The organism is Clavibacter sp. VKM Ac-2872, assembly GCF_015351105.1.
Lineage (GTDB): Bacteria > Actinomycetota > Actinomycetes > Actinomycetales > Microbacteriaceae > Clavibacter.
Genome location: NZ_JADKRR010000001.1, coordinates 1857912 through 1873353, shown reverse-complemented (window position 1 = coordinate 1873353; position 15442 = coordinate 1857912). Strand labels below are relative to the sequence as shown.

17 protein-coding genes are annotated in these 15442 nt (G+C 71.7%); 10 read left to right on the top strand and 7 right to left on the bottom strand.

Annotation, left to right across the window (positions count from 1 at the left end):
- Window positions 1–11 precede the first annotated feature (11 nt).
- The 3 genes from sufC to ITJ40_RS08835 all read left to right on the top strand — a co-directional run bounded on the left by sufC (window position 12) and on the right by ITJ40_RS08835 (window position 2935).
- Window positions 12–782: a Fe-S cluster assembly ATPase SufC gene (gene sufC / locus ITJ40_RS08845; protein ID WP_116055542.1), complete on the top strand. Its 771-nt coding sequence runs from the start codon at window positions 12–14 to the stop codon at window positions 780–782.
- Entirely contained in the window at window positions 779–1114 is a 336-nt protein-coding gene (locus ITJ40_RS08840; RefSeq protein ID WP_012299299.1) for a metal-sulfur cluster assembly factor, read from the top strand. Before sufC ends, ITJ40_RS08840 begins: the two co-directional genes overlap by 4 nt.
- 222 nt (window positions 1115–1336) lie before the next feature.
- Window positions 1337–2935 (top strand): ABC-F family ATP-binding cassette domain-containing protein, encoded by a 1599-nt coding sequence (locus ITJ40_RS08835; RefSeq protein WP_194666671.1) that lies wholly within the window; start codon window positions 1337–1339, stop codon window positions 2933–2935.
- A gap of 6 nt (window positions 2936–2941) precedes the next feature.
- Here the strand turns inward: ITJ40_RS08835 and ITJ40_RS08830 are convergent, their stop codons facing one another.
- The 3 genes from ITJ40_RS08830 to ITJ40_RS08820 are packed head-to-tail and all read right to left on the bottom strand — an operon-like array spanning window position 2942 to window position 4493.
- Entirely contained in the window at window positions 2942–3787 is an 846-nt protein-coding gene (locus tag ITJ40_RS08830) for an SURF1 family protein (protein ID WP_194666670.1), read from the bottom strand.
- Window positions 3784–4041: a hypothetical protein gene (locus ITJ40_RS08825; protein WP_194666669.1), complete on the bottom strand. Its 258-nt coding sequence runs from the start codon at window positions 4039–4041 to the stop codon at window positions 3784–3786. Before ITJ40_RS08825 ends, ITJ40_RS08830 begins: the two co-directional genes overlap by 4 nt.
- Window positions 4038–4493: a DUF3099 domain-containing protein gene (locus ITJ40_RS08820; protein WP_194666668.1), complete on the bottom strand. Its 456-nt coding sequence runs from the start codon at window positions 4491–4493 to the stop codon at window positions 4038–4040. The genes ITJ40_RS08825 and ITJ40_RS08820 overlap by 4 nt, the downstream gene beginning before the upstream one ends.
- A gap of 120 nt (window positions 4494–4613) precedes the next feature.
- On the opposite strand from ITJ40_RS08820, the gene fabG reads away from it, so the two are divergent.
- Together fabG and ITJ40_RS08810 are read left to right on the top strand one after the other, a co-directional pair.
- Window positions 4614–5324 (top strand): 3-oxoacyl-ACP reductase FabG, encoded by a 711-nt coding sequence (gene fabG, locus ITJ40_RS08815; protein ID WP_194666667.1) that lies wholly within the window; start codon window positions 4614–4616, stop codon window positions 5322–5324.
- 23 nt (window positions 5325–5347) lie between these two features.
- Complete coding sequence (locus ITJ40_RS08810) at window positions 5348–6304, top strand: aminoglycoside phosphotransferase family protein (RefSeq protein WP_194666666.1); 957 nt, start codon at window positions 5348–5350, stop codon at window positions 6302–6304.
- A gap of 26 nt (window positions 6305–6330) precedes the next feature.
- Here the strand turns inward: ITJ40_RS08810 and serB are convergent, their stop codons facing one another.
- Together serB and ITJ40_RS08800 are read right to left on the bottom strand one after the other, a co-directional pair.
- A complete protein-coding gene (serB, locus tag ITJ40_RS08805) occupies window positions 6331–7029 on the bottom strand; it encodes a phosphoserine phosphatase SerB (RefSeq protein WP_194666665.1) in 699 nt (232 codons plus the stop codon).
- Window positions 7026–8267 carry a glucose-1-phosphate adenylyltransferase gene (locus tag ITJ40_RS08800; RefSeq protein WP_194666664.1) on the bottom strand — a complete coding sequence of 414 codons (1242 nt, stop codon included), beginning with the start codon at window positions 8265–8267 and terminating at the stop codon, window positions 7026–7028. Before ITJ40_RS08800 ends, serB begins: the two co-directional genes overlap by 4 nt.
- 46 nt (window positions 8268–8313) lie before the next feature.
- Here ITJ40_RS08800 and glgA point away from each other — a divergent pair, with 46 nt between their 5' ends.
- From glgA to ITJ40_RS08785, 3 genes are all read left to right on the top strand, one after another.
- On the top strand, window positions 8314–9498 hold the full coding sequence (gene glgA / locus ITJ40_RS08795; protein WP_194666663.1) for a glycogen synthase: 1185 nt from the start codon (window positions 8314–8316) through the stop codon (window positions 9496–9498).
- Between the two features lie 87 nt (window positions 9499–9585).
- Window positions 9586–10374: an ABC transporter ATP-binding protein gene (locus tag ITJ40_RS08790; protein WP_194666662.1), complete on the top strand. Its 789-nt coding sequence runs from the start codon at window positions 9586–9588 to the stop codon at window positions 10372–10374.
- Window positions 10375–10508: 134 nt separating this feature from the next.
- Entirely contained in the window at window positions 10509–10766 is a 258-nt protein-coding gene (locus tag ITJ40_RS08785) for a type B 50S ribosomal protein L31 (RefSeq protein ID WP_194666661.1), read from the top strand.
- A gap of 100 nt (window positions 10767–10866) precedes the next feature.
- On the opposite strand, the gene ITJ40_RS08780 is transcribed toward ITJ40_RS08785, so the two are convergent.
- Both ITJ40_RS08780 and treS read right to left on the bottom strand, forming a co-directional pair.
- Window positions 10867–11568, bottom strand: a complete 702-nt coding sequence (locus ITJ40_RS08780) for a 3'-5' exonuclease (RefSeq protein WP_194666660.1) — start codon at window positions 11566–11568, stop codon at window positions 10867–10869.
- A gap of 10 nt (window positions 11569–11578) precedes the next feature.
- The gene (treS, locus tag ITJ40_RS08775) at window positions 11579–13312 is read right to left on the bottom strand and encodes a maltose alpha-D-glucosyltransferase (protein ID WP_174239530.1); all 1734 of its coding nucleotides are present in this window, start codon (window positions 13310–13312) and stop codon (window positions 11579–11581) included.
- Window positions 13313–13437: 125 nt separating this feature from the next.
- On the opposite strand from treS, the gene ITJ40_RS08770 reads away from it, so the two are divergent.
- The gene (locus ITJ40_RS08770; RefSeq protein ID WP_194666659.1) at window positions 13438–14334 is read left to right on the top strand and encodes an alpha/beta fold hydrolase; all 897 of its coding nucleotides are present in this window, start codon (window positions 13438–13440) and stop codon (window positions 14332–14334) included.
- Complete coding sequence (locus ITJ40_RS08765) at window positions 14331–15425, top strand: glycosyltransferase family 1 protein (protein WP_194666658.1); 1095 nt, start codon at window positions 14331–14333, stop codon at window positions 15423–15425. Before ITJ40_RS08770 ends, ITJ40_RS08765 begins: the two co-directional genes overlap by 4 nt.
- Window positions 15426–15442: the final 17 nt, after the last annotated feature.

Here is a 15442-nt window from a genome sequence, read left to right as displayed (position 1 = left end):
GAACCGCACGCATGTCAACTCTCACCATCACCGACCTGCACGTCAGCGTCGACACCGAGCAGGGTCGCAAGCAGATCCTCAAGGGCGTCGACCTCACGATCAACGAGGGCGAGATCCACGCGATCATGGGGCCGAACGGCTCGGGGAAGTCCACCCTCGCGTACACGATCTCCGGTCACCCGAAGTACCACGTCGACTCCGGCTCGATCACGCTCGACGGCGTCGAGGTCCTCGACATGACGGTGGACGAGCGCGCCCGCGCGGGCCTGTTCCTCGCCATGCAGTACCCGGTCGAGATCCCGGGCGTCACCACGACCAACTTCCTCCGCACCGCCAAGACCGCGATCGACGGGGAGGCCCCGGCGATCCGCGGCTGGATCAAGGACGTCCGCAGCTCCATGGCGGCGCTCAAGATGGATCCCGCGTTCGCCGAGCGCAACGTCAACGAGGGCTTCTCCGGCGGCGAGAAGAAGCGCAACGAGGTCCTCCAGCTGGAGCTCCTGAAGCCGAAGTTCGCGGTCCTCGACGAGACCGACTCCGGCCTCGACGTGGACGCGCTCAAGATCGTCTCCGAGGGCGTCAACCGCGCGAAGGCGAACACCGGCCTCGGGCTCCTGCTCATCACGCACTACACGCGCATCCTCCGCTACATCCAGCCCGACTTCGTGCACGTGTTCGTCGCGGGCCGCGTGGCCGAGCAGGGCGGCCGCGAGCTGGCCGACCGCCTCGAGGAGGAGGGCTACGACCGCTTCCTGGCGCCCTCCACGACGGTGACGGCGTGAGCACGCAGAGCACGCTGACCCCGCAGAAGTTCGACGAGGTCGAGGAGGCGCTCAAGGACGTGATGGATCCCGAGCTCGGGATCAACGTGGTCGACCTCGGCCTCATCTACGACCTCGCGTGGGACGACGAGAACGACGCCCTCATCATCCACATGACGCTGACGTCCGCGGGCTGCCCGCTCACGGACGTGCTCGAGGAGCAGACGGCGGAGGCGCTCGACGGCGTCGTGGCCGCGTTCCGCATCAACTGGGTGTGGATGCCGCCGTGGGGTCCCGACCGGATCACGGACGACGGCCGCGACATGATGCGGGCCCTCGGCTTCTCCATGTGATCCTCGCTCCACCGCTCGTCGACGACGGCCCCACCCGCTCCCGGGTGGGGCCGTCGTCGCGTCGCCTGACGGCCCGGGGAGGCCCGCGTCGCCGTCGTCTCGTACACTGGACGGGTCGGGTCCGATGGACGCCCTCGACCGACCGGGCTCGACCCCCTCTGCTGCGGGTCGCCCCTCTCCCACGGACCGTGGGACATCCGCTCAACAGAAGGACCCCTCACCGTGCTCGCTGTACACGACCTGGAGCTGCGCGTCGGCGCCCGCGTCCTCATGGAGGACGTCTCGTTCCGGGTGAGCCCGGGGGACAAGATCGGCCTCGTCGGTCGCAACGGCGCCGGCAAGACCACGCTCACCAAGATCCTCGCGGGGGAGGGCCAGCCCACGGGCGGCCGCATCGACCGCTCCGGCGAGATCGGCTACCTCCCGCAGGATCCGCGTTCCGGCAACCCGGAGGACCTGGCCCGCACGCGCATCCTCGACGCCCGCGGCCTCGGCACCCTGTCGCTCGACATGCAGCGGGCGATGATCGACATGGCCTCCACCGACGACAAGGTCTCGGCGAAGGCGATGAAGGACTACGGCCGGCTCGAGGAGCGCTTCGTCGCGCTCGGCGGGTACGCGGCGGAGGCCGAGGCCGCGTCGATCGCCAGCAACCTGAGCCTCCCGGATCGCATCCTCGACCAGCCGCTCAGCACCCTCTCCGGCGGTCAGCGCCGCCGCATCGAGCTCGCGCGCATCCTGTTCTCCGGCGCCGACACGATGCTCCTCGACGAGCCCACCAACCACCTCGACGCCGACTCCGTCACGTGGCTCCGCGAGTTCCTCAAGGGCTACCAGGGTGGCCTGATCGTGATCAGCCACGATGTCGAGCTCGTCGGCGACACCGTCAACCGCGTCTTCTACCTCGACGCGAACCGCATGGTCATCGACATCTACAACATGGGCTGGAAGCACTACCAGCGCCAGCGCTCCGCCGACGAGGAGCGCCGCAAGAAGGAGCGCGCCAACGTCGAGAAGAAGGCGGGCGTCCTCCAACTGCAGGCCGCGAAGTTCGGCGCGAAGGCGTCCAAGGCCGCCGCCGCCCACCAGATGGTGCGACGCGCGGAGAAGATGCTCTCCGGCCTCGAGGAGGTGCGCGCCGTCGATCGCGTCGCCAAGCTGCGCTTCCCCGAGCCCGTGGCCTGCGGCCGCACGCCGCTCATGGCGAGCGACCTCAGCAAGAACTACGGCTCGCTCGAGATCTTCACGGCGGTCGACCTCGCGATCGACCGCGGCAGCAAGGTCGTGATCCTCGGCCTCAACGGCGCGGGCAAGACGACGCTGCTGCGGATCCTCGCGGGCGTCGACCAGCCCGATACCGGCCGGCTCGAGCCCGGCCACGGGCTGCGCGTCGGCTACTACGCGCAGGAGCACGAGACCATCGACGTGAAGCGCAGCGTGCTGGAGAACATGGTCTCCTCATCGCCCGACATCTCCGAGATGGAGGCGCGGCGCGTGCTCGGCTCGTTCCTGTTCACGGGCGACGACTCGGCGAAGCCCGCCGGCGTCCTGTCCGGCGGCGAGAAGACGCGCCTCGCGCTGGCGATGATCGTCGTGTCCGGCGCCAACGTGCTGCTGCTCGACGAGCCCACCAACAACCTCGACCCCGCGAGCCGCGAGGAGATCCTCGGCGCGCTCAACACGTACTCCGGCGCCGTGGTGCTCGTGAGCCACGACTCGGGAGCGGTCGAGGCGCTGAACCCGGAGCGCGTCCTCATCATGCCCGAGGGCACCGAGGACCACTGGAGCCCCGACTACATGGACCTCATCGAGCTGGCCTGATCGGGCTCAGCGCGCCTCGTCGAGGATCCGGTCCTCGACGTCCGCGTCCGACGGCTGCTTCCGCGCGCGCTTGGCCTGTCGGGCGCGCTCGCGGTCCTGCTCCTCGGGGTCGTCCTGGTTGATGATGCGGTACTCGTTGCGGATCGCCACTCCCAGCCCGACGAAGGCGATGATCGCGAACACCAGCCACTGGAACGCGTAGGAGAGATGCGGGCCCTCGTCCTCCTCGGGACGCGGCGTCGCGAACGGCGCGGGGTCCGAGGGGGCGGGGTCCTCGGAGATCAGCAGGCCGTAGGCGCCCGTGAACGTGGGGGACCCGACGCGCTCGGCGATGTCGGGAAGGTTGACGGTCGCGATCTGCCCCTCGGGCGCCGAGCGACCCGGCAGCTCCGGCTCTCCCGCCTTGAGCCGCGCCGTCACGGTGACCTCGCCGGCAGGCGGCGCCGGGACGGAGTCGGGGGAGTCCTGCGAGTTGCCGATGGGCACCCAGCCGCGGTCGACGACGAACACCCGCCCGTCGTCGAGGCGCAGGGGCGTGAGGACCTCGAAGCCCGGCTGCCCGTTGAACGGCCGGTTGCGCGCGAGCAGCTGCTGGTCCACCAGGTACGTGCCGGTCATCCGGACCGGGGTCCACTTCTGGGTGTCGACGTACGCCGAGGTGCCGGCGAGCACCTGGTCGACGGGCTGCGGGGCGCGGTCCCAGTTGACCTCGACCTTGGCGATCTCGGCGAGGGCCTCGTCGCGGCGCGCGAACTGCCAGTGGCTGAGCAGGACGCACGCGATGGCGAAGACCACGGCCACGAGCAGATAGCCCGCCCACCTGCGGTTGAGCACGAAGCGCCAGCGGTTCACGCGATCGCCCCCGCGACGGGCGCGTCGATCGCGGCGACACGCACGGGGAAGTCGCGCCCGGCGAGGAAGTCCCGCAGGAAGCCCACGTGCTCGTCGCACGCGGTCCAGGTCTTGACCCGGTCGGCCGTGTGGATGCGCGGGTTCCGCCACTCCACGCGCCAGGCGGCATCGAGGCGGCACGCGGCGCGCGAGCACTCGGCGACGTCGGAGGACGGCCCGTCGGATCCGAGCCCCCAGGAGGCGAGCCCGCTCACGCGTCGGCCGGCGCGTCGGGTGCGGTGGGTCCGCCCACGGTCGTCGGACGGACGTCGGAGGCGCGGGTCGGCTCGGGCGCCCGACCCGTCTCGTAGGTCGTGAAGGGCTCGGGCGTGGTGAACGGCTCCGACGCCCGGAACGGCTCCGACGGCACGTACGGCTCGGCCGGGGGCGGGAAGCCGGAGTGGCGCGCGGACACGACGACGACGCCGCCGGGACGCTCGACCGCTGTGCCCTGGTTGCCGCCGACGTTCGCGAGGATGACGGCGAAGTACGGGAGCACGATGGCGCCGATGGCGGCGACGGCCAGCCACCACCCCTGGAGGAAGAGGCAGGACAGGATGCAGACCATGCGGATGCTCATCGCGATGGTGTACTTCACCATGCGGGCATGGCGGTCCTCCTGGGGTGACCGGGGGAGGCTGGTGACCGACTGCTGCGGAGCTGGCATGCGTGGATGGCGTCCTTCGCAGGGAGCGACGCGCTCCCCATCGAGACCAGGGTACGCCCGGCCACCGATAGGCTCGTCCGCGTCCGCAAGCCCCCTCCAACCCGTAATGGAAGGTCCCCCATGAGCACCGCCCGCACCGTCGTCGTCACCGGAGGCAACAGGGGGATCGGCTACGCGATCGCCGAGGAGATGCTGCGCCGCGGCCACCGCGTCGCCGTCACCGCGCGCTCCGGCCAGGGGCCCGATGGCAGCCTCACGGTGCGGGCCGACGTGACCGACGCCGCGTCCGTCGACGCCGCGTTCACCGAGGTCGAGGCCGCGTACGGCCCCGTCGAGGTCGTGGTCGCCAATGCGGGCATCACGCGCGACACCCTCATGATGCGGATGAGCGACGACGACTTCACCGAGGTCGTCGACACGAACCTGGGCGGCGCGTTCCGCGTCGTCAAGCGCGCGTCCAAGGGCATGCTCAAGGCGCGCTTCGGCCGCATCGTCCTCATCTCCAGCGTCGTCGGGCTGTACGGCTCGGGTGGGCAGGTCAACTACGCGGCGTCCAAGAGCGGGCTCGTCGGCCTCGCCCGCTCCGTCACGCGCGAGCTCGGGGCCCGCGGCATCACCGCGAACGTCGTCGCGCCCGGCTTCATCGAGACCGACATGACTGCGGAGCTTCCCGAGGCGACCGCGGCCGAGTACAAGAAGTCCATCCCGGCCGGACGCTACGGCACCGCGGCCGAGGTCGCGGGCGTCGTGGCGTGGGTGTCCTCCGACGAGGCCGCGTACATCTCGGGCGCCGTGATCCCGGTCGACGGCGGCCTCGGCATGGGCCACTGACCCCGCCCGTCGGGGAGCGCGCCGTGTCCGACCTCCTGGCCGCCTGGGACCTCGGTCCGGTGGAGCTCACCGAGCTGGGGGCCACCCACAACCACGCCTACCGGGTCGACGTCCAGGGTGGGTGCCGGTACCTGCTGCGGCTGCACGTCGCGCGCCGGAAGCAGCGCGAGATCGACCTGGAGCTCGACTGGCTCGACCTGCTCGCGGGGCGCGGCGGGCCGTCCGTGCCCGAGCCGCAGCGGACCCGCACCGGATCCTGGACGACGACCGTCGAGGTCGCCGTCCCCGACGACGACGAGATCGGCCTCCGCCGCGCGGTGGTCGGCGCCTCGGGCGCGCGCGTCGAGCGGCGCCTCGCGAGCCTGCTCACGTGGCACGAGGGCGAGATGCTGAGCAGCCTCCCGGCCTCGTCGGACGCCGGGCCGTTCGCGGAGACGCTGGCGGCCCTGCACGCGGCCGGCGCGGATCCGGCGGCCGTCGCGCTCGCGGGCGAGCGACGCCGCTACGACGCCGACTACGCGACCGTGCGCCTGGAGCGGCTCGTCGAGGGCTACCCGGGGATCATGGCCGACGGCTCCACCGCGGAGGCGCTGGCCGGCGCGATCGCGGAGCTCCGATCGACGCTGGCGGAGGCCGGGCCGCCGATCATGGTGCACGGCGACTACCACCCGGGGAACCTGATCCAGGGCCCCGCCGGCGTCTCCGTCATCGACTTCGACCGGTGCGGGCTGGGTCCGGCCGGCCTCGACGTCGCCGCCGCGATCATGTACCTGGCGCCCCGCCAGCGCGCGCAGTTCCACCGGGCCTACACGGCGGCGGGCGGCAGCACGGGCGTCCCGGACGAGCGATTCGGCGCGTTCATCTTCCTGGCGTACCTCGACAACGTGACGCACCTGGCGAGCCTGCCGTCGGAGCGGGAGCGGATGCCCGCGAACATCGCCCAGCTCGCGGCGATCGCCCGGGCCGTCGTCACGGGCTGACCCGCACGCACGCCTGGGCGACCGGATCAGCGGGGGAGGCCGAGGAGCGCGAGCACCTGCGCGAGGTCGCGGCGGTCGACGCACACGTCGGCGCGTCGGCGGACCGCGGGCTTCGCGTCGAAGGCCACGGACAGCCCGGCCACGGCCATCATCTCGAGGTCGTTGGCGCCGTCGCCCACCGCCACGACGCGGGCGAGCGGGATCCCGAGCGCGGCGCTCCACTCCTCGACGGCCGCGCGCTTGGCGGCCGCGTCGACGACCGGGCCCGCGACGCGTCCCGTGAGCCGCCCGTCGGCCGTCTCCAGCCGGTTGGCGCGCCAGAGGTCGAGCCCGAGGCGCTCGGCCAGCGGATCCAGCAGCTCGTGGAAGCCCCCCGACACGACCGCGACGACGTGGCCGGCCTCGTGCAGCCCGGCGATCATGCGCTCGGCGCCGGGCGTGACGCGGATCCGCGACCCGACAGCGGCGTGGACCGTCGTCGGCAGCCCGGCCAGCGTGGCGACCCGCGAGCGCAGGCTCTCCGCGAAGTCGAGCTCGCCGCGCATCGCCCGGTCGGTGACGGCCGCGACCTCGTCGACCGCGCCCGCCTCGGCGGCGAGCAGCTCGATCGCCTCGTCCTCGATGAGGGTCGAGTCGACGTCGAGCACCACGAGCATGCGCGGGAGGACGCGGGGGACGGGCGCCGACGACGGGGCGGGCGGCGTCAGCGGATGGACGACGCTCACGGGGTGACGCGCACGCCCTTGCCCACGACGGTGATGCCGCCGTCGGTCACGGTGAAGCCGCGCGCCAGGTCGCGGTCGTGGTCGACGCCGACCGTGGCGCCCGGCTCGACCTCGACGTCCTTGTCGAGGATCGCGCGGGTGATGACCGCGCCCGCCCCGATGTGCACCTTGTCGAACACGATGCTGTCGACGATGCGCGCACCCGACTCCGCGATGACCCACGGGCCCAGCACGCTGCGCTCGACGTGGGCACCGCTGATCACGCCGCCGAGCGAGGTGATCGAGTCGATCATGGTGCCCGTGTTGCCCTGCGCGTCGCGGACGAACTTGGCCGGCGGGCTGTTGAGCTGCTGGCTGAAGATCGGCCAGTCCTTGTTGTAGAGGTTGAACACGGGCAGCGCCGAGATGAGGTCCTGGTGCGCGTCGAAGAACGACTCGATCGTGCCGACGTCGCGCCAGTAGTACCGGTCGCGGTCGTTGGCGCCGGGCACCTCGTTGCGGTTGAGGTCGTAGACGCCGGCGTTCCCCTGCTCGACGAACCACGGCACGATGTCGCCGCCCATGTCGTGCGCGGACTCCGCGTTCTCGCCGTCGCGGCGCACCGCGTCGATGAGCTGGTCGGTGTCGAAGACGTAGTTGCCCATCGACGCGAGCACCTCGCCGGGGGAGTCGTCGAGCCCCTGCGGGTCCTTCGGCTTCTCGAGGAAGGCGCGGATCTGGTACGGGTTCGCGGGGTCCACGTCGATGACGCCGAACTGGTCGGCGAGCTCGATGGGTTGGCGGATCGCGGCGACCGTGGCGCCGTGGCCCGACGCGATGTGCGCCTCGATCATCTGGCTGAAGTCCATGCGGTACACGTGGTCGGCGCCGACCACGACGACGATGTCGGGCTTCTCGTCGTTGATGAGGTTGAGGCTCTGCAGGATCGCGTCGGCCGACCCGCTGAACCACCGCTTTCCGAGGCGCTGCTGCGCGGGCACCGACGCGATGTAGGAGTTCAGCATCTGGTTGAGGCGCCAGGTCTGCGACACGTGGCGGTCGAGCGAGTGCGACTTGTACTGGGTCAGCACCACGATCTGCGTGAGCCCCGAGTTGATGAGGTTGGAGAGCGCGAAGTCGATCAGCCGGTACTGCCCGCCGAAGGGGACGGCGGGCTTCGCCCGGTCCGCGGTGAGGGGCATGAGGCGCTTGCCCTCGCCGCCGGCGAGCACGATTCCAAAGATCTTCTTCGATGCCATTGGTCCAGCGTAGATGCACGTCGGGGCATGTACTAGCGTTCGACCAATGCGAGCAGACGTGATCACCAAGGAGTATCCGCCCGAGGTATACGGGGGTGCCGGCGTGCACGTCACCGAGCTCGTGAAGGCCATGCGGCAGAGGACCGAGGTCGTCGTCCGGGCCTTCGGCGCGCCGCGCGACGAGCCCGGCGTCTTCTCCTACCCCGTCCCGGCGGAGCTGCGCGAGGCGAACGCGACCCTGCAGACGATGGCCGTCGACCTCGCGATCGCGAGCGACGTGGCGGGCGCCGACGTCGTCCACTCGCACACCTGGTACGCGAACCACGCGGGCCACGTGGCGTCGATGCTGCACGGGATCCCGCACGTGGTCACCGCGCACAGCCTCGAGCCGCTGCGCCCGTGGAAGGCCGAGCAGCTGGGCGGCGGCTACCGCGTCTCCAGCTGGATCGAGCGCACCGCGTACGAGGCGGCGGACGCCGTGATCGCCGTCAGCGACGGCATGAAGCGCGACATCCTCCGCTCGTACCCGGCGCTGGACGAGGCCCGGGTCCACACGGTCTACAACGGCATCGACCTCGAGGCGTGGTCGCCCGTGCACGACGACGAGCTCGTGCGCTCCCTCGGCATCGACCCGTCGCGGCCGTCGGTCGTCTTCGTCGGCCGGATCACTCGCCAGAAGGGCCTGCCCTACCTCCTCCGCGCCGCCGCGCTGCTGCCCGCCGACGTGCAGATGGTGCTGTGCGCGGGCGCGCCCGACACCCCGCAGATCATGGAGGAGGTGACGGCCCTCGTCCGCGGGCTGCAGGAGGAGCGCTCGGGCGTCGTGTGGATCGACCGCCTGCTGCCGCGCCGTGAGCTCTCCGCCGTCCTCACCGCCGGCACCGTCTTCGTCTGCCCTTCCGTCTACGAGCCGCTCGGCATCGTGAACCTCGAGGCCATGGCGTGCGGCGCGCCCGTCGTCGGCACGGCCACGGGCGGGATCCCCGAGGTCGTCGACGACGGCGTCACCGGCCGCCTCGTCCCCATCGACCAGGCCACGGACGGCACGGGCACGCCCACGGATCCCGCGCGCTTCGTCCGCGACCTCGCCGACGCCTTGACCGAGGTCGTCGCGGATCCCGACGCCGCGCGCCGCATGGGCGAGGCCGGCCGCGTGCGCGCCGAGCGCGAGTTCGGCTGGGACCGCATCGCCCGCCAGACCGAGGCGATCTACGCGTCGATCCTGCGCTGAGCGCACGGTGGCGCACCGCCGTCCGCGCCTCCCGGCTCGCACCGCGACCGGGAGGTGCGCGGGGTCCGGGCCGGTAGACTCCTCCGCATGAGCCACGTCCTCTCCCTGTCCGGAGTGTCCTTCGTCCGGAACGGGACGACCATCCTCGACCAGGTGGAGTGGACGGTGGACGGCGACGAGCGATGGGTCGTCCTCGGGCCGAACGGCGCGGGGAAGACGAGCCTCCTGCAGATCGCCTCCGCCATGGCGCACCCGTCCTCGGGCACGGCGACCGTCCTCGACCACGAGCTCGGCCGCGTCGACGTCTTCGAGCTCCGCTCGCGCATCGGCTTCGCGTCCACCGCGATGGCCAGGCGCATCCCCGCCGACGAGACCGTGCTGGACGTCGTGCTCACCGCCGCGTACTCGGTCACCGGCCGCTGGAACGAGGACTACGAGGACATCGACGTGCGCCGCGCCCAGCGCGTGCTCGCCGAGTGGCGCCTCGGCCACCTCGAGCAGCGGAGGTTCGGCACGCTGAGCGACGGCGAGCAGAAGCGCGTGCAGATCGCCCGCTCGATCATGACCGATCCCGAGCTGCTCCTCCTCGACGAGCCGGCCGCGAGCCTCGACCTCGGCGCGCGCGAGGAGCTGCTGCAGCTCCTCGGCGGCTACGCCTCGGCGCCCGAGGCACCCGGCATCGTCATGGTCACGCACCACGTCGAGGAGATCCCGCGCGGCTTCACGCACGGGCTGCTCCTGCGCGAGGGCGCCGTCGTCGCGGCCGGGCCGCTCGGCGACGTCATCACGGCCGACAACCTCGGACGCGCGTTCGGTCTCGAGCTCGAGGTCACGCATGACGACGGCCGCTTCACGGCCCGCGCCGTCCGCCGCTGATCCCGTCGCGCCTCTCGCCGGCGCGCCGACCCGTTCCCGGCACCCGTCTGGTAGGCTCGTCCACTGGTCCGGTGATCATCCCGGGCACCCACGCTTCCCGCGCACGATATCGAACCGACGAAGGACACTCCCCGATGAAGACCGACATCCACCCCCAGTACGCCCCCGTCGTCTTCCGCGACCTCGCCTCCGGTGCGACGTTCCTCACCCGCTCGACCGTCGGCAGCTCGAAGACCATCGAGTGGGAGGACGGCAAGACGTACCCCGTCATCGACGTCGAGATCTCGAGCGAGTCGCACCCGTTCTACACGGGCAAGCAGCGCATCATGGACTCCGCCGGTCGCGTCGAGAAGTTCAACTCGCGCTACGCGGGCTTCGGCACCAAGAAGTAGCAGCCTCCCGCTGCACCACGAAGGGCGCCCGGCCTCGGCCGGGCGCCCTTCGTCGTCCCCGGCGTCGCCCACCTCGCGCGGATGGGCGACGCGGACCGGCTCAGCTGTCGGCGTGGCGCTCGGGCCAGGCGCCCGAGGTGGTGAACGCGGGATCGCGCGTGCGCCGCATGTAGTCCTGGAAGCTCTCCGCCTGGACGCGCGACCAGTCGACCTGGCGGTCGTGCAGGTCGAGGACGGGGATGTCGAGCTGGTCGGCGTAGCGCCCGGCGATGGCCTGGGCCACGCGGCCGGCGGCGATGGCGTCCGCGCCGGCGTCGTGCGCGTCGTCGAGGCGCACGCCGTAGTGCTCGGCCGCGACGGACAGCGTGCGCTTGCCGCGCCGGTAGGTGTCCACCGCCTTGTCGATGACGAGCGGGTCGATGACGGGGCCGGTGTCGCGCAGGGGCTCGACCCCGTGCCGCACGGCCTCCCGGTTGAGGAGCGTGAGGTCGTAGGGCGCGTTGTAGACCACCAGCGCGAGGCCGCGGGCGAACACCTCGCGGATGGTGGTGACGATCTCGAGCACGACCGCGGCCGCGTCGCGGCCCTCGGCCTGCGCGCGCTCCGTCGTGACCCCGTGGATGGCCGCCGCGCCCGCGGGGATCTCCACGCCGGGATCCGCGAGCCAGTCGTGCCGCTCGACGACCTCGCCCTGCGCGTCGAGCACGACGATGCAGGCCGTGACGATGCGCGCGGTCTCGACGTCCACCCCCGTCGTCTCGAGGTCGAACGAGGCCAGTGTGTCGTGCCAGCGGGAGGTCATCCTGTAGATGCTACGGGCGACCGCCGATGGCGGGCGCACCCATGTGCAGCCAGTAGAAGCTCTGCGTCGCGAGCGTCAGCGTGAGGCGACCGTCGTCGCCGACGGTCGGGAAGACGCCGCCGCCGAAGAGGTCGTACAGCTGCGAGCCGGCGAAGTCGGACGCGTCGATGGTGACCGAGACGGGGTTGTGCGCGAACGAGAAGACGCACAGCACGTCCTCGGCTCGGTCGCCGAAGTGCGTGCCGCTGCCCTCGTAGGAGCGCACGAACGCGAGGACGCTCTCGTGGTCGGTCGGGAGCACGCGGATGGTGCCCTGTCCGAAGACCGGGTGGGCCTTCCGCACGTGGATGACGTTCCGCACCCAGTGCAGCAGCGAGCGCGACTGGGCGAGCTGCGACTCCACGTTGATCTGCGCGTAGTTGTAGACGAGGGATTGCACGACGGGGAGGTAGAGCTTGCCCGGGTCGGCGGTGGAGAAGCCGGCGTTGCGGTCGGGGGTCCACTGCATGGGCGTGCGGGACGCGTCGCGGTCCGGCAGCCAGATGTTGTCGCCCATGCCGATCTCGTCGCCGTAGTAGAGGAACGGGCTTCCGGGGAGGGAGAACAGGAGCGCGTGCACGAGCTCGAGCTCGGCGCGCGAGTTGTCGAGGAGCGGCGCGAGGCGGCGGCGGATGCCGATGTTGACGCGCATGCGCGGGTCGTAGGCGTACCAGCCGTACATGGCCTGCCGGTACTCCTCGCTCACCATCTCGAGCGTGAGCTCGTCGTGGTTGCGGAGGAAGACGCCCCACGCGGCCGCCTCGGGGATCTCGAACGTCTCGCTCATGATCCGCTTCAGCTCGTCCGCGGTCTGCGAGCGGAGGGAGTAGAAGATGCGCGGCATGATCGGGAAGTCGAACGCCATGTGGCACTCGGGCTCCTCCTCGGTGCCGAGGAACGCGGAGACCTCGCGGGGCCACTGGTTCGCCTCGGCGATGAGGATCCGGCCCGGGTACTCCTCGTCGACCATGGCGCGCAGGCGCTTGAGGAACTCGTGCGTCGCGGGCTCGCCCTCGCCGTTGCCCTCCTCCGTCTCGTAGAGGTACGGGATCGCGTCGAGGCGCAGGCCGTCGACGCCCATGTCGAGCCAGTGGCGGATGACGCCGTAGATGGCCTCGTGCACCTTCGGGTTGTCGAAGTTCAGGTCGGGCTGGTGCGAGAAGAAGCGGTGGAAGAAGAACTGGCGGCGCACCGGGTCGAAGGTCCAGTTGGACTCCTCGGTGTCGACGAAGATGACGCGGATGTCCTCGTACTTCTCGTCGGTGTCGCTCCAGACGTAGAAGTCGCCGTACGGGCCGTCGGGGTCCGATCGGGACTGCTGGAACCACTCGTGCTGGTCGGAGGTGTGGTTCATCACGAGGTCGATGACGATCCGCATGTTGCGCTCGTGCGACTTGGTGACGAGCTCCTTGAAGTCGTCGAGCGTGCCGAACTCGGGGAGGACGGACATGTAGTCGCTGATGTCGTAGCCGCCGTCCCGGAGGGGCGACTGGAAGAAGGGCGGGATCCACAGGCCGTCGATGCCGAGCCACTGCAGGTAGTCGAGCTTGGAGATGAGGCCCTGGATGTCGCCGGTGCCGTCGCCGTTGGAGTCGACGAACGAGCGGATCATCACCTCGTAGAAGACCGAGCGCTTGTACCACTGCTTGTCGAGGGTGAGGCCGGGCAGGGTGATGGGGGCGGTGAAGCTCACGGTTCTCCTCATGGGCGCGACGGGGGCATCGACTCGGGGCGGGAAGGCTCGTCGCAACTCTAGGCGCGGAAGGCCGGGCGGACGGAGCCCGGCGCGCCCGGGGGCCGGGGCGGCGCCCGCTCGTAGACTCGTCCTCGATGACCGTCCCCTCGCCCTACGCCGCCCAGCTCGACCGCATCCCCGTGGTCCGCCGCACCGTCGACCTCCTCGGGAGCCGCACCGCCTGGTGGGAGTACGGGCCCGCCGACGCCCCGCAGACGCTCGTCGTCGTGCACGGGTTCCGCGGGGACCACCACGGGCTGGAGCCGGTCGTCGCGCAGCTGCCGGGCGTGCGGATCCTCTCGCCCGACCTGCCGGGGTTCGGCGACTCGACGCCGCTCGTCGACGCGCGGCACGACATCCCCGGCTACTCCGCGTGGCTGCGGGCCTTCGTCGACGCGACCGGCACGCGCGACGCCACCGTGCTCGGCCACTCGTTCGGGTCGATCGTCGTCTCGGCCGCGCTCGCTGGCGGCCTCCCGAGCCCCCGCGCGATCCTCGTCAACCCGATCGCCGCTCCGGCGCTCGAGGGACCGCGGGGGATCCTCACCCGGCTCGCCGTGCTGTACTACCGCGCCGCCGCCGTGCTGCCCGAGCGCGCGGGCTTCGGCCTGCTGCGCAACCGCGTCATCGTCCGCGTGATGAGCGAGGCCATGGCGAAGACGCGCGACCGCTCGCTCCGCCGGTGGATCAACGACCAGCACGACCGCTTCTTCAGCGCGTTCAGCGACCGCCGCGTCGTGCTCGAGGCGTTCCGCGCGTCGGTGTCGTCGGACGCGAGCACGTACGCGCCCCGCGTCGCCGTCCCCGTGCTGCTGGTGGCCGCCGAGCGCGACGACATCACGCCCGTCGCCGCGCAGCACCGGCTGCAGCGCCTCTTCGCCGACGCCCGGCTCGAGGTGATCCCGCGGGTCGGGCACCTCATCCACTACGAGACGCCCCGGGAGGCGGCCGGCTCCATCCGCGCGTTCCTGGACGAGGGGAGCGCGTCATGAGGCTCGTGTTCGACTGCAGGTACACGCGCATCGGCCGGCACGACGGGATCAGCCGCTACGGCGCCGAGCTCGTCGCGCGGCTGGGCGCGCGCTTCGACGTGACCATGCTCATCAGCGACCACCGCCAGCTCGCGCTCCTGCCCGACCTGCCGTGGCAGCTCGTCAGCTCGCCGACCGGGCCGCGCGAGCCGTGGGTCGCCCGTCGTGTGTCGCGCATGCGGCCCGACGTCGTCTACAGCCCCATGCAGACGATGGGATCCCGCGGCCGCACGTACCCGCTCGTGCTCACGCTGCACGACCTCATCTACTACCGGCACCGGCGTCCGCCGCGCGACCTGCCCGCGCCCGTGCGCGCGCTCTGGCGGGCCTTCCACCTCGCGTGGTGGCCGCAGCGGCTGCTGCTCGACCGGGCCGACGCGATCGTGACGGTCAGCGAGACGACACGCGGCCTCATCCGCGCGCACCGGCTGACCACGCGGCCCGTGGTCGTCGTGCCGAACGCCGCCGAGCTCGCGCCCGCGCCCGACGGCCGCCCGGACGGGCCGCGCGACGCACCCGTCGAGCGCACGCTCGTCTACATGGGCTCGTACATGCCCTACAAGAACGTCGAGACGCTCGTGCGCGCGGCCGACGACCTGCCCGACCACGAGCTGCACCTCATGAGCCGCGTCGGCCAGGCGGAGCGCGAGCGGCTGGAGGCGATCGCGGACGGGGCGCGGCTCGTCTTCCGCGATGGCGCGAGCGACGCCGAGTACGCGTCCGCGCTCCGCGGCGCGACCGCGCTCCTCACGGCGTCCCGGGACGAGGGGTTCGGGATCCCCGTGATCGAGGCCATGAGCGTCGGCCTGCCCGTGGTGGTCAGCGACATCCCGATCTTCCGCGAGATCGGCGGCGACGCGGCCGTGTACGTGGACCCGGACGACGCCGAGGGGTTCGCCGCGGCCGTGCGCGCGCTGGAGGACCCGGACGAATGGCGGCGACGGTCGGCGGCGTGCATCGCCCGCGCCGCCGAGTACGACTGGGACAGGTCGGCGGAAGCGCTCGGCGACCTCCTCGAGCAGGTCGCCCGGACGGGGCGTCGCGGCGCCTGAGCCGCGCGCCGGCGCGG

Excerpts from the sequence above, each read along its gene's own strand:
- treS (WP_174239530.1), bottom strand. The coding sequence starts at position 13,312 with ATGAGGAGAACCGTGAGCTTCACCGCCCCCATCACCCTGCCCGGCCTC.
- ITJ40_RS08770 (WP_194666659.1), top strand. The coding sequence starts at position 13,438 with ATGACCGTCCCCTCGCCCTACGCCGCCCAGCTCGACCGCATCCCCGTG.
- fabG (WP_194666667.1), top strand. The coding sequence starts at position 4,614 with ATGAGCACCGCCCGCACCGTCGTCGTCACCGGAGGCAACAGGGGGATC.
- ITJ40_RS08785 (WP_194666661.1), top strand. The coding sequence starts at position 10,509 with ATGAAGACCGACATCCACCCCCAGTACGCCCCCGTCGTCTTCCGCGAC.
- ITJ40_RS08790 (WP_194666662.1), top strand. The coding sequence starts at position 9,586 with ATGAGCCACGTCCTCTCCCTGTCCGGAGTGTCCTTCGTCCGGAACGGG.
- glgA (WP_194666663.1), top strand. The coding sequence starts at position 8,314 with ATGCGAGCAGACGTGATCACCAAGGAGTATCCGCCCGAGGTATACGGG.
- sufC (WP_116055542.1), top strand. The coding sequence starts at position 12 with ATGTCAACTCTCACCATCACCGACCTGCACGTCAGCGTCGACACCGAG.
- ITJ40_RS08765 (WP_194666658.1), top strand. The coding sequence starts at position 14,331 with ATGAGGCTCGTGTTCGACTGCAGGTACACGCGCATCGGCCGGCACGAC.
- ITJ40_RS08820 (WP_194666668.1), bottom strand. The coding sequence starts at position 4,493 with ATGCCAGCTCCGCAGCAGTCGGTCACCAGCCTCCCCCGGTCACCCCAG.
- ITJ40_RS08780 (WP_194666660.1), bottom strand. The coding sequence starts at position 11,568 with ATGACCTCCCGCTGGCACGACACACTGGCCTCGTTCGACCTCGAGACG.
- ITJ40_RS08800 (WP_194666664.1), bottom strand. The coding sequence starts at position 8,267 with ATGGCATCGAAGAAGATCTTTGGAATCGTGCTCGCCGGCGGCGAGGGC.